The organism is Sulfuricurvum sp. IAE1 (assembly GCF_004347735.1).
Lineage (GTDB): Bacteria > Campylobacterota > Campylobacteria > Campylobacterales > Sulfurimonadaceae > Sulfuricurvum.
Genome location: NZ_SLTI01000007.1, coordinates 264290 through 275563, shown reverse-complemented (window position 1 = coordinate 275563; position 11274 = coordinate 264290). Strand labels below are relative to the sequence as shown.

13 protein-coding genes are annotated in these 11274 nt (G+C 53.3%); 11 read left to right on the top strand and 2 right to left on the bottom strand.

The features are described from left to right. The first annotated feature begins 88 nt into the window (after positions 1–88). Together E0765_RS02005 and dapE are read left to right on the top strand one after the other, a co-directional pair. Entirely contained in the window at positions 89–2113 is a 2025-nt protein-coding gene (locus E0765_RS02005) for a hypothetical protein (RefSeq protein WP_132811543.1), read from the top strand. A gap of 9 nt (positions 2114–2122) precedes the next feature. Continuing rightward, positions 2123–3217 carry a succinyl-diaminopimelate desuccinylase gene (gene dapE / locus E0765_RS02000; RefSeq protein ID WP_132811542.1) on the top strand — a complete coding sequence of 365 codons (1095 nt, stop codon included), beginning with the start codon at positions 2123–2125 and terminating at the stop codon, positions 3215–3217. On the opposite strand, the gene E0765_RS01995 is transcribed toward dapE, so the two are convergent. Both E0765_RS01995 and E0765_RS01990 read right to left on the bottom strand, forming a co-directional pair. Then, positions 3201–4205, bottom strand: coding sequence for a GNAT family N-acetyltransferase (locus E0765_RS01995; protein WP_132811541.1), 1005 nt, complete (start codon positions 4203–4205; stop codon positions 3201–3203). The two genes, dapE and E0765_RS01995, sit on opposite strands and share 17 nt — an antisense overlap. Then, positions 4205–5386: an amidohydrolase gene (locus E0765_RS01990; RefSeq protein WP_132811540.1), complete on the bottom strand. Its 1182-nt coding sequence runs from the start codon at positions 5384–5386 to the stop codon at positions 4205–4207. Before E0765_RS01990 ends, E0765_RS01995 begins: the two co-directional genes overlap by 1 nt. 62 nt (positions 5387–5448) lie before the next feature. On the opposite strand from E0765_RS01990, the gene E0765_RS01985 reads away from it, so the two are divergent. The 9 genes from E0765_RS01985 (at position 5449) to E0765_RS01945 (ending at position 11270) form a co-directional block, all read left to right on the top strand. Then, positions 5449–5844, top strand: a complete 396-nt coding sequence (locus tag E0765_RS01985) for a DUF255 domain-containing protein (RefSeq protein ID WP_132811539.1) — start codon at positions 5449–5451, stop codon at positions 5842–5844. 10 nt (positions 5845–5854) lie between these two features. Further along, positions 5855–6226 carry a RidA family protein gene (locus E0765_RS01980; RefSeq protein WP_132811538.1) on the top strand — a complete coding sequence of 124 codons (372 nt, stop codon included), beginning with the start codon at positions 5855–5857 and terminating at the stop codon, positions 6224–6226. 62 nt (positions 6227–6288) lie between these two features. Continuing rightward, the gene (gene rplU / locus E0765_RS01975) at positions 6289–6597 is read left to right on the top strand and encodes a 50S ribosomal protein L21 (protein WP_132811537.1); all 309 of its coding nucleotides are present in this window, start codon (positions 6289–6291) and stop codon (positions 6595–6597) included. Positions 6598–6634: 37 nt separating this feature from the next. Next, positions 6635–6892, top strand: a complete 258-nt coding sequence (gene rpmA, locus E0765_RS01970) for a 50S ribosomal protein L27 (RefSeq protein WP_132811536.1) — start codon at positions 6635–6637, stop codon at positions 6890–6892. Positions 6893–7096: 204 nt separating this feature from the next. Then, the gene (obgE, locus tag E0765_RS01965) at positions 7097–8191 is read left to right on the top strand and encodes a GTPase ObgE (RefSeq protein WP_132811535.1); all 1095 of its coding nucleotides are present in this window, start codon (positions 7097–7099) and stop codon (positions 8189–8191) included. Positions 8192–8193: 2 nt separating this feature from the next. After that, positions 8194–8967: a glutamate 5-kinase gene (proB, locus tag E0765_RS01960; RefSeq protein ID WP_132811534.1), complete on the top strand. Its 774-nt coding sequence runs from the start codon at positions 8194–8196 to the stop codon at positions 8965–8967. After that, entirely contained in the window at positions 8964–9875 is a 912-nt protein-coding gene (gene fmt / locus E0765_RS01955; protein ID WP_255417816.1) for a methionyl-tRNA formyltransferase, read from the top strand. The genes proB and fmt overlap by 4 nt, the downstream gene beginning before the upstream one ends. Next, complete coding sequence (locus E0765_RS01950; RefSeq protein ID WP_132811533.1) at positions 9856–10491, top strand: biotin--[acetyl-CoA-carboxylase] ligase; 636 nt, start codon at positions 9856–9858, stop codon at positions 10489–10491. The genes fmt and E0765_RS01950 overlap by 20 nt, the downstream gene beginning before the upstream one ends. Continuing rightward, the gene (locus tag E0765_RS01945; protein WP_132811532.1) at positions 10488–11270 is read left to right on the top strand and encodes a ParA family protein; all 783 of its coding nucleotides are present in this window, start codon (positions 10488–10490) and stop codon (positions 11268–11270) included. Before E0765_RS01950 ends, E0765_RS01945 begins: the two co-directional genes overlap by 4 nt. Positions 11271–11274: the final 4 nt, after the last annotated feature.

Below are 11274 nucleotides of genomic sequence, written 5' to 3'. Positions count from 1 at the left end.
AATGGAGTATAAATGTGCGATTATAACCCCATTCTTACTAAAACTAAAGTTAAACACGTACCATTCTTTATTGTGAAGGGATAACGCAATGATTTCAGAACCTTACGCCTCGCTCTACATCGACAGGAACGTCGGCGGCTATGCCGTCGGAATCGCCATGAGCGAACCCTATGGTATGAAAGGATGGCTGTGTGAAATCCCCTCGGACCCGGCCCATCCCTATGCGGTGATCGACCGGGCACTCCACCTGCTGTTTGTGATCGGATGCGGCCGTGTCATCATCGGAGCGAGCGAAGCGCGCTATTTCGAAGAGATCAAACCTAATTTTTCGATGTTCGAAAGCCGGTACGTCACGGCATGTTTTGATAGCGAAGAGCAAAACAGGCTCTTCCGGGAAGCGTTTGCGATCGAATCGCTTCTGACCCCCATTGAACATCTGTCGCTGGAGCAGAGGCCTCTGTGCGCCCAGGCATTGTCGCTGCTTTCGCAGGAAATGCTCTCATCACAAGAAGGCGTTCCGTATGCGGTTCCCTCGATTCTCGATACTTCGGTATTGATGGAATTGGGGAATAATGCCCTCGAACAGCTTGAAATGATTTCTCCCGATTCCAAGATGCCCAGTATTTCGAAAGTGATGTTGACGATGAGCACTCCGATGGGAAAGAGGCTGGGGCGATTCAGGCTGTTTTTGCCCATCCGCGATGCGGTCGAGCTGGGGCAGCGGTACGATTGGATCGAGGCGGCGCGCCCTCATGCGGCATGGTTGCGGGAGCGTCTGCGGGAGATCGGGGATATCGAGTTGCTCTGGTGGCATTGCCAGAATCGCAAAGCGTCGGATCAAAACGTTGTGCAGCTGCTTGATGCGATTGCCCGGCTCAGGGCCATCCGCGATTATCTGGTGCGCCATAAAGTCGTGTTGCTGTTGCCCGAGGAGATTTGGTTTGAAGGCTGGGAAGAGGCCATGCACTTGTACGCCAAGCGCGAGTGGATCGGCGAACGGATACCCCGTATGCATGCGCTCAGCGGGTGGATTGCCCAGCTTGACGTCGCGGTCGAGTCGGCGCACAACGCCCAAAACTACGGTCTGACTCGGCCCACGATCGTGCCGGATGCGAACGAAGCGTTTTTCCAGGCGATGGGGCTGCGGCATCTGCTGGTCGAACTGCAGGGGATTGCCTACGTTCCCAATGACATCGTGATGGGAGAACGGGACTATCTCGATTTGCCTTATCCGCAGACCGTTATGCTCGACTCCCGCGTGCATGACGGGGCGAATGTGCGGGGCGTTTTGCTGTACGGAATCAACTCCAGCGGCAAATCGTCGTTGATGAAAAGCATCGGTATCTCGGCAGTCCTTGCGCAGGCGGGTTTTTTCGTGCCGGCGAGGTCGATGAAATTTGCACTCTTCGATGGCGTTTATACCCGTATCATGTCGCGCGACAACGTCGCCAAATCACTTTCGACGTTCGGGGTGGAGATGCTCGAGCTTAATACGATTTTCAGCCGCTCCACTTCCCGCTCACTGGTTTTGGGAGATGAAATCAGCCACGGCACCGAGACGCTCTCGGCGGTGGCGATCGTCGCATCCACGATTATCGAGCTTCAGAGCAGGGGTGCCCTTTTCCTGATGACGACCCATCTGCACCAGCTCTCCATGATCCCCGAACTTAGCCGTTTGAGGGAAGTGGTGAGCCTTCACCTGAGCGTTCATTACGATGAAACCGCTGACCGGCTGGTATACGACCGCATTCTCAAACCGGGGAGGGGAAGCAGCGTCTACGGACTCGAATTCGCCGAATCGTTGCACATGGACCGCCGTTTTCTCGACAATGCCAAGCGCCTGAGGGAACACCTGGCCAAAGAGTACGATGTCCTCGAACTGGCCCATCAAAAAGAGTACATCAAGCGTTATCGCGAGGTAAGTGCTTGCGAATGCGTCATTTGCGGGGCATTGATCCGAAATGCCAAAACGGTCGGAACGGGAGGGGCGCATCACAACCTGATACCGCTTTGTGAAAAAGACCGTGCGCGGATCGCTGAAGGCAAAATCAAACCAAGAGGACTTATAATGACGCCTCAAGGTTTGCGTCTGGAATACGAGACGCAGTTGTAAGGGATAGCATTGGACGTCATCAAACTCTTTAAAAAACTGCTCGAATCGCGCAGCGTCACCCCCGAAGACGGAGGAATTTTCAATTTTCTCGAAGGGTATCTTGAGGGGTTCACCTTCGTCCGGATCGACCGCGAAGAGGTTAAGAACCTTTTTGCCTATCGCCGTTTCGGAGAAGGTCCCCATTTGTGCTTTGCGGGGCATGTCGACGTGGTCCCTCCGGGAGAAGGATGGGAGAGTGATCCTTTCGTCGCGACCGAAAAAGAGGGGTATATCTACGCGCGCGGGGCTCAGGACATGAAAAGCGGGGTCGCCGCGTTCGTACAGGCGCTCAAAGAGACCCGGACGTTCAACGGCACCCTCTCCGTGCTTCTCACTTCGGATGAAGAGGGGCCGGCCAAGTACGGAACCCTCGAAGTGCTCAAATACCTTCAGGCCCATGACATGCTTCCCGATGCGGCGATTGTCGCCGAACCGACCTGCGAAGAGCGCTTCGGTGACGCGATCAAGGTGGGCCGTCGCGGTTCGATCAACGGCGTCATCGAAAAACACGGGAAACAGGGGCATGCGGCGTATCCCGAAAAAGCGACCAACCCGATCCATAAAGTTGCCCACGTTCTCCCCCATATCGCTGGGGTCGATCTGGATGAGGGGGACGAGTATTTTGCTCCCAGCAAATTCGTCGTTACCGATATCCGTGCCGGAATGGAGGTGACCAACGTCACCCCCGGAAAGCTCAAGCTGATGTTCAATATCCGCAACTCGACCAAAACGACGATGGAAGATGTCGAGAACTTTGTCCACCGCTATTTCAAAGAGATGAACTATACTCTCAAGCTCGACCAGTCGGCGAAGCCTTTTGTCACCAACGCCGATACCCGGATCGTTCGTACCCTCGACGCATCGATCGAAAAAGTGACGGGAATCCGACCCAAACATTCAACCGCGGGAGGGACTTCCGATGCCCGTTTCATTGCCGATTACGGGATCGATGTCATCGAATTCGGTGTGAAGAACGATACGATCCACGCCCCGAACGAACGGACGTCGATCGATGAGGTCGTGAAACTCTGCGAGGTTTTCTCCGAAGTTATCCGGACATACTGATACGCCGTTCGTCCTCCAGGATGAACTCCAGCAGATATTTTCCGAATGCCGAATAGCAATGAAGCCGTTCTTCGTCGACGTTACGCGTATTTTTCCGCTGGAGGCGCAGATAATCCTGACCCCGGTGCAGCGAATACATCACCCCCGCATAAAAAAATCCGCTGCGGTTAAGCAGCTCTACCGTTTCATCGATGTTCCCAAACCGTTGAAGATTGATGTCGGCATAGATCATCGCACAGCCTTCAGACAAGAGTGCGTCGAGGGCACTTTCTAAATCTTCCGCACAGAGGGGGGTATCGATGAGGAGCGATCCGATTTCCAATGCGCCGTTGTAACGGTACGCGGCAGCCGAACCCCCGGCCGGAAGGATCGGCGTCTCGTTGAAGGGGAGCTTCGCGCGTTCATAGGTGGCGGCGATGATTGCGCGATACCGTTCGGGAAGTACCAGTGAACGTTCGTCGCGGTCGAAAAACAGATACGAAACCATTGCTCCGCTGCGTTGAGCGTCTTTGTAGCGGTGCTCGATTTCGATGGTCGAGGGGACTTCTCCCAGGAGTACGGCGGTTTCGGTCATCCCGTGATGGAGATTGGCCCTCTGGCTGAAAGGGTGGAGCATGATCGCTTCGCCGTAGAGGGCGTTGAGCCGCATGGACCCGGCAAGCGAGCAGAGCAGATCGAACATCCGGTTCATCACCCCCAGATGTTTGAACGCCGGATCGACGGCGGCGATCCCGATTTCGGCAATCGAAGAGCTTGCTGAGGGGATCAGCGCGAAATGGCCGATGACGGTTTCGTAGTAATGGGCCACGACCGATGCGATACGGCCCGATTCGTTCATTTGCCGTATCGCATCGGGATCGTATGCAAAACGTTTGTGGTAGGTGTCGCCGTAATTGCGCCGGATAAGCTGCGAAATCCCCTCCGCATCCGAAGGGATGAACGCCCGTACGGCGATTTCTACCGTATCCTCGGGGTGAGAGGAGGCCATTACATGCTCCCCAGCGCCAGCAACCCCAGCACTTTCATTCCGACCGCAAGGGCGTCGTCGTCAACGTTAAAGCGGCTGTTGTGCTGCGCCACGCAGGTCCCTTTAATCTCATTGCAGGTCCCGAGGCGGAAAAAAGCGCCCGGAACTTTTTCGAGGTAACGTCCGAAATCTTCCCCTCCCATGACGGGATCGACGAGGTCGATGCAGTTTTCGCTTCCCAGGAGCGACGAGGCTTCCCGTACGAGAAAATCGACCATCGCGTCGTCGTTTCGCACTTCGGGAGTACCGAAATCGTAACGGAAGCGGTAGTCGGCGTGCATCGACTGGCAGATTCCTTTCACGGAGATCTCCATCATTTCGGGAATACGTCGCCGTACGTCGTGGTTGACGGTACGGACTGTCCCGCGAAGTCGGACGTGGTCGCAGATGACGTTGGGCGCGCGTCCCCCTTCGATCGTTCCCAGTGAAATGACGGCTGGATGGAGCGGGTCGATTTGACGGGAGACGATATGGTTGAGGGAGTTGACGGCCATCGATGTAACAAGAATCGCATCAACTCCTTCATGGGGGCGGGCGGCATGTGAACTTCGGCCGAAGATCTCGATTTCGAAGGTATCGGCGGAGGCGAGCATCACCCCTTTTTTATATCCTATCTTTCCCGTCGGCAGATAGGGATAGGCATGGAGACCGAAGATCGCACTGACGTTATCCAGGCATCCGTCCTCGATCATCTGGGAACTTCCTCCTTCCATGACCTCTTCTGCGGGTTGAAAAATAAACCGTACGTTCCCGCTCAGTTTGTCCCGCATTCGGTTCAGCGCCAGTGCCGTTCCCAGTACGATCGCCGTGTGGGCGTCGTGCCCGCATGCGTGCATCACCCCTTTTTCACGCGATGCGTAAGGGAGCGCATTGCGTTCCTCGATCGGGAGCGCGTCCATGTCCGCGCGCAATGCCACGTACGGTTTCGCGGGATCGACGGTAATCTGGGCGACGAGCCCGTGATGGCCTTCGAAGCCGAATACATCGATACCTTCGGCCTCGAGAATCCCTTTGAGAAAATATTTGGTCTTTTCCTCTTTTCCCGACAGCTCCGGGTGAGAATGGAGTTCGTGACGTATGGTAACCGCCCGTGTTTCGAGATCGCCGATCGCTTCAAACAAAGAATGACGTAACGCTTTCATGCTATCGAGTATAACACAGTTTTTTGCTACAATGGCGCTTTAAAATCCAAAAGGAAAAGGCCATGAAAAAAATTGCCTTATGGCTCGCACTCCCGCTTTGTCTGATGGGGGCCGAGATCAACTGGAACGCAAACTACGCCGAAGCTCAGGCAAAGGCGAAAAAAGAGTCCAAACCGATGCTGGTCATCATCACGACCGAACAGTGCCGCTGGTGCCGTAAACTCGAGGCGACGACGCTGGAAGACGATGGGATTATTTCGACGATCAACGGTAAATTCGCCGCGGTACACGTTACGCGCGACAAAAGTATTTACCCCAAAAATCTGACCGCCAAAATGGTACCGATGAGTTATTTTCTCGATCCTAACGGGAAAGTCCTTCACTCGATGCCGGGGTATTGGCCGACCGAGGACTACCAGTCGATTTTGAACGACGCTCTACGAAAATACAAGAAATAAAAGGAAAACGATGCAAATAGTTCAGACACCGAACGCTCCGGCGGCTATCGGGCCGTATTCCCAGGCGATGATCGCCAACGGCATGGTCTTCACGTCGGGGCAAATCGCCCTCAAACCCAGCGGAGAGATGGTGGAAGGAGACGTGAAAGCGCAGTGTACGCAGGTCCTTGCCAATCTCAAAGCGGTTCTCGAAGCGGCGGGCAGTTCGCTGGATAAAGTCGTCAAAACGACCATTTTTTTGGACAATATGGATGATTTTGTCGCGGTAAACGAACTTTATGCGGCGGCTTTCGGGAATCACAAGCCCGCACGTTCCACCGTTGCGGTCAAAACGCTACCGAAAAACGCTCTTGTAGAGATCGATGCGATCGCTTTAATCTAAGCTTAAATAAAGTTCGGCTACAATTCGCCACTTTTTGTAGACTTGTAAAGTAAGGAACAGTAATGTACGCAATTATCAAAAACGGCGGAAAACAGTACAAAGTTCAAGAGGGTGATATCCTTTTGTTCGACAAAATGGGTCTTGAACCTAAAGCCACCGTCGAAATCACAGAAGTTCTTGCCGTCAACAACGGCGAACTCAAAACCGGTACTCCATTTGTCGCGGGTGCTGTCGTCACTGCAGAAGTTATCAATGAAGGTCGTGACCGCAAAGTCGTGATCTACAAAAAACGCCGCCGTAAAGACAGCAAACTCAAACGTGGTTTCCGTAGAGATCACACACGCGTTCGTATCACGAAGATCGCCGCGTAAATTTCATTTAATTTCAGAAAATTAAGAGGAGAACACAATGGCTCACAAGAAAGGGATGGGTAGTACCCAGAATAACCGTGACTCAGCTGGTCGCAGACTTGGTGTCAAAAAATACGGCGGAGAATTCGTAAGAGCGGGTAACATCATTATCCGTCAGCGTGGTACGAAAGTACACCCCGGCAAAAACATCGGTATGGGTAAAGACCACACTCTGTACGCGTTGGTAGACGGTGTCGTAGCGTTCGAACGCAAAGACAAAAAACGCAAACAGGTTTCTGTTATCCCCGCTGCATAAATTTCTTTAAAATGTCGGGCTTCGGCCCGATGTCCCTGGTAGTTTTTTCCCAAATCCTGTAAAATCTATTTTCTTAACGGTGTACTTTGGCCTAATGCGATGTAACGCGTAAACGGTAGAAAAAGAAAAGTCCAATATTAAGCGAATGATTAGAAACCGTGAGCCCCGCAACGTTCAGGGGCTGATTACTCAAAAGGAACATCGATGTTTAGCGATAGCGTAGAACTTACCGTCTCATCCGGAAAAGGGGGAGCAGGGTGTGTTGCCTTCCGTCGGGAAAAATTCGTCATTCAGGGCGGTCCGAACGGCGGTGACGGCGGTCGCGGCGGGGATGTCTATTTTAAAGTCGACAACAATACCCACACACTTGCCCATTTCCAGGGGAACAAGAACCTAAAAGCCGAAAACGGGCGGCCCGGGATGGGATCGAATATGGCCGGTAAATCGGGACAGAAACTCGTTATTACGGTACCTCCCGGTACCCAGGTCGTGGATGTCGAAACGGGCGAAGTAGTATTAGACCTGCTCGAAGACGGAAAGGAAGTCCTTTTCCTTCAGGGGGGAAAAGGGGGATTGGGGAACGTCCATTTCAAATCCTCCACCAACCAGCGTCCGATGTACGCTCAGCCCGGCGAGCCGGGGGTGACGCGGATCGTGAAACTTGATCTCAAACTTATCGCGGACGTGGGGCTCGTCGGGTTTCCGAACGTCGGAAAATCGACCCTTATTTCCACGGTCTCGAACGCGCGTCCCGAAGTTGCCAATTACGAGTTTACGACGCTCACCCCGAAACTGGGCCAAATCAACGTCGGTGATTTCGATTCGTACATCATGGCCGATATTCCCGGTATTATCGGCGGCGCTTCCGAAGGAAAAGGGCTCGGACTGAAGTTTTTACGCCACATCGAGCGGACCAAAACTCTTTTGTTTATGATCGACCTGGCTTCCTACCTCGAAATGGAGTATCAGTACCAGACGCTCAAAGAAGAACTCGAGAAGTTTTCTCCCCTGCTGGCCGAACGCAACTACGCGATCGCGTTGACACGCGCCGATGCCATGAGCCCTGAAGAAGCGGTAGAAAAGAGCAGCGCCTTTCTTGCTATGCTAGGCCTCTCTCCGGTTCAGAAAAGCCGTTTCGGATTTGACGAAGGGTATCCCGTCTTCGAACAAGAACACTTCGAAAAAGAGTTTTACGATCCTTCGAAGCCGGCTTTTGTCGCTCCCATTTCCTCGGCCGTTCATTTGAACATCAAGCCGTTGACCTACGCCCTTTATCATCTGATCGTAACGGAGCGCTAAACATGAAGCGGATTGTCGTCAAAGTCGGCAGTGCGGTTCTCACCGAACAAAACCGCCTCGCGAAAGACCGGATGCAAAATCTCGTTGATCTGATTGCCGAGCTCAAAACGAAATACGAAGTCATTCTCGTCTCTTCGGGCGCCGTGGCCGCAGGGTATACCGAGCTCAAACTCGATAAAAAAGTGCTTGCCAACAAGCAGGCCCTCGCTTCGATCGGACAGCCGATTCTGATGAACAAATACCGCAAACTTTTCGATCCGCACGGGATACTCCCCTCCCAGGTTCTGGTGACCGCGGCAAATTTCAATACCCGTGAAGAGTCCCAAAAAGCCAAAGACACGATCGAAACGCTGCTGAAGCACAACGTCGTTCCCGTCATTAACGAAAACGACGCGACGGCCACCGAAGAACTCGTCCTCGGAGACAACGATCAGCTTTCGGCCTACGCGGCCTACCATTTCGGGGCGGATCTGCTCGTGATCCTCTCTGACATCGATGCTTATTATGACAAAGACCCGCGCGGCAATCCCGACGCGAAAGTGCGCTCGCGGATCGAATTTATCACTCCCAATGAACTGGCGATGGAGGTTAACCCGAACCACAATTTCGCAACCGGCGGAATTGTCACGAAACTCAAAGCGGCCGATTTCCTGTTGAAGCGGGGTGGGGCAATGTTTCTCGCCAGCGGCTTCGAACTTGGCGACGTCCGCAGCTTCCTGATGGAGGAGACCCACAAAGGGGGGAGCCTTTTTAAAGCCTACGAAGGGGACGCATGATCCGTATCGTCTTTATGGGGACGCCCGATTACGCGGCGGAAATCCTCAAGGGACTTCTCGATGCTTCCGATATCGAGGTACAGGCCGTTTATACCCAGCCTGATAAGCCTGTCGGGCGAAAAGCGGTATTGACCGCCTCTCCGGTCAAGGTGCTGGCAGAGGAAGCCGGCATACGGGTCATTCAGCCCGGACGTCTCAGAGACCCGCAAACGGTCGCGGAATTTACGACGATTCCATGCGACCTGATTGTGGTCGCAGCTTACGGGCAGATTCTCCCCAAAGAGATTCTTGAATACGTCCCCTGCATTAATCTCCACGCTTCGATTCTCCCCGCATACCGGGGGGCGAGTCCGATACAGCAGAGTCTGCTCAACAACGATGCCCAAACGGGGATTACGGCAATGTGGATGGACGAGGGGCTCGATACCGGATCGATCATCGATGTCCGTAAAATCCCCATCGGCCCCGACGAGATGGTCGAATCGCTGTATGCGAGACTGACCGATACGGCCGTTGAACTGACATTGGACGTTGTCCGCCGATGGGACCGCCACACGGCGCTGCCCCAAAACGATGCGGAAGCGACCCATTGCCGCAAAATCACCAAAGCCGAAGGGCTGATCGATTTTACCGATGCGGAAGAGATCTATAACCGTTATCGTGCATTCACCCCGTGGCCGGGAATTTATCTCGAGTCGGGGCTGAAGATCAAGAAGATGGCGCTTGAGGCGGCTGAAGGGTCCGGAACGCCCGGAGAAATCGTCGCGGTCGATAAAGAGAGCATAGTCGTGGCGTGCCGGAAAGGGAAATTACGGATTTTTACGGTTCAGGCCCCTTCGAAACAGGAAGCTTCCGCCGTCGATTATCTCAACGGAAAACGGATCGCGCGTGGAAATACGCTGGTTTGAATCACTCGGATCGACCCAGGTTTACCTCGTCGAAGAGCTCAAGGCGGGGAGGGCGGCCGCTCCGGTTTGCGTCGGGGCATCGTTTCAAAGCGACGGCAGCGGATCGCGCGGTAACCGATGGATAGGAGAAAAGGGGAACCTTTTCATTTCGCTTGCCGTTGCGCGCGCGCAGCTGCCGTCGGATCTGAAAATCGAATCGGCTTCGATTTATATGGCTTTTTTGATGAAAGAGGTCCTGGCGGGGATGGGATCGGGCGTGTGGCTGAAGTGGCCGAACGATTTTTATCTGGACCGGCACAAAATAGGCGGGGTGATAACGAACATCGTGGGAGAGGACATTGTCTGCGGAATCGGGATGAATCTCGTCTCTGCGCCTGAGGGGTTCGGAACAATCGATATTACCGTCTTACCATACAATTTAACAAAAATGTATTGCGAAATGTTTGAAAATTTGCCTTCATGGAAGCAGATTTTTAGTAAATACCAGTTAGAATTTGAGCATAGTAGAGAGTTTTTTACCCATTATGAAGAGGGTAGAATGGCGTTGGATGAGGCGGTGTTGCTGGACGACGGCTCATTAATGTGCAAAGGTCAAAGGATATTCAGTTTACGATGAGTGAAGTTATTGTCATTGCTAATCAAAAAGGGGGCGTCGGAAAAACGACGACCGCGGTCAATCTCGCCGCATCCTTGGCGGTTGCCGAAAAAAAAGTTCTTTTGATCGATGCCGATCCGCAGGCCAACGCCACCACGTCGCTCGGATATCATCGCAACAATTACGAGTTTAACATCTATCATGTACTCATCGGGGCGAAAAAGCTTCGGGAAATCATCCTGAAAACGTCGTTGCCCAAACTTTTCCTGGCCCCTTCGAATATCGGGCTTGTCGGGGTCGAAAAAGAGTATTACGATGCCGGAAACGCCAAAGGGCGTGAGTTGATTCTCAAACGTGCCATTGCGCAGGTCAAAGACGACTATGACTATATCATTATCGATTCTCCGCCGGCTCTTGGGCCGATGACGATCAACGCCCTTTCGGCGTCCAATTCGGTAATTATCCCGATCCAGTGCGAGTTTTTTGCGCTCGAAGGACTGGCACAGCTACTTAACACGGTCAAGCTGGTGCGCAAGACGATCAATCCGAAACTGACGATCAAAGGGTTTTTGCCGACGATGTACAGTGCGCAGAATAACCTTTCCCGGCAGGTGTTTGCCGATCTTCGACAGCATTTTCAGGGGAAACTCTTTAAATCGCCGAGCGACGATTTTATCGTTATCCCGCGTAACGTCAAACTGGCGGAGTCTCCGAGTTTCGGGAAACCGGCCATTCTATACGACGTAAAATCGAGCGGTTCGGTAGCGTATCAAGAGTTGGCGCACGCCATTATCGCTTAAAAGG

What these genes read in the sequence shown, in the direction of transcription:
- E0765_RS01995 (WP_132811541.1), bottom strand. Translation starts at nt 4,205, where the DNA reads ATGGCCTCCTCTCACCCCGAGGATACGGTAGAAATCGCCGTACGGGCG.
- E0765_RS01990 (WP_132811540.1), bottom strand. Translation starts at nt 5,386, where the DNA reads ATGAAAGCGTTACGTCATTCTTTGTTTGAAGCGATCGGCGATCTCGAA.
- E0765_RS02005 (WP_132811543.1), top strand. Translation starts at nt 89, where the DNA reads ATGATTTCAGAACCTTACGCCTCGCTCTACATCGACAGGAACGTCGGC.
- E0765_RS01985 (WP_132811539.1), top strand. Translation starts at nt 5,449, where the DNA reads ATGAAAAAAATTGCCTTATGGCTCGCACTCCCGCTTTGTCTGATGGGG.
- rpmA (WP_132811536.1), top strand. Translation starts at nt 6,635, where the DNA reads ATGGCTCACAAGAAAGGGATGGGTAGTACCCAGAATAACCGTGACTCA.
- E0765_RS01945 (WP_132811532.1), top strand. Translation starts at nt 10,488, where the DNA reads ATGAGTGAAGTTATTGTCATTGCTAATCAAAAAGGGGGCGTCGGAAAA.
- fmt (WP_255417816.1), top strand. Translation starts at nt 8,964, where the DNA reads ATGATCCGTATCGTCTTTATGGGGACGCCCGATTACGCGGCGGAAATC.
- rplU (WP_132811537.1), top strand. Translation starts at nt 6,289, where the DNA reads ATGTACGCAATTATCAAAAACGGCGGAAAACAGTACAAAGTTCAAGAG.
- obgE (WP_132811535.1), top strand. Translation starts at nt 7,097, where the DNA reads ATGTTTAGCGATAGCGTAGAACTTACCGTCTCATCCGGAAAAGGGGGA.
- E0765_RS01980 (WP_132811538.1), top strand. Translation starts at nt 5,855, where the DNA reads ATGCAAATAGTTCAGACACCGAACGCTCCGGCGGCTATCGGGCCGTAT.
- proB (WP_132811534.1), top strand. Translation starts at nt 8,194, where the DNA reads ATGAAGCGGATTGTCGTCAAAGTCGGCAGTGCGGTTCTCACCGAACAA.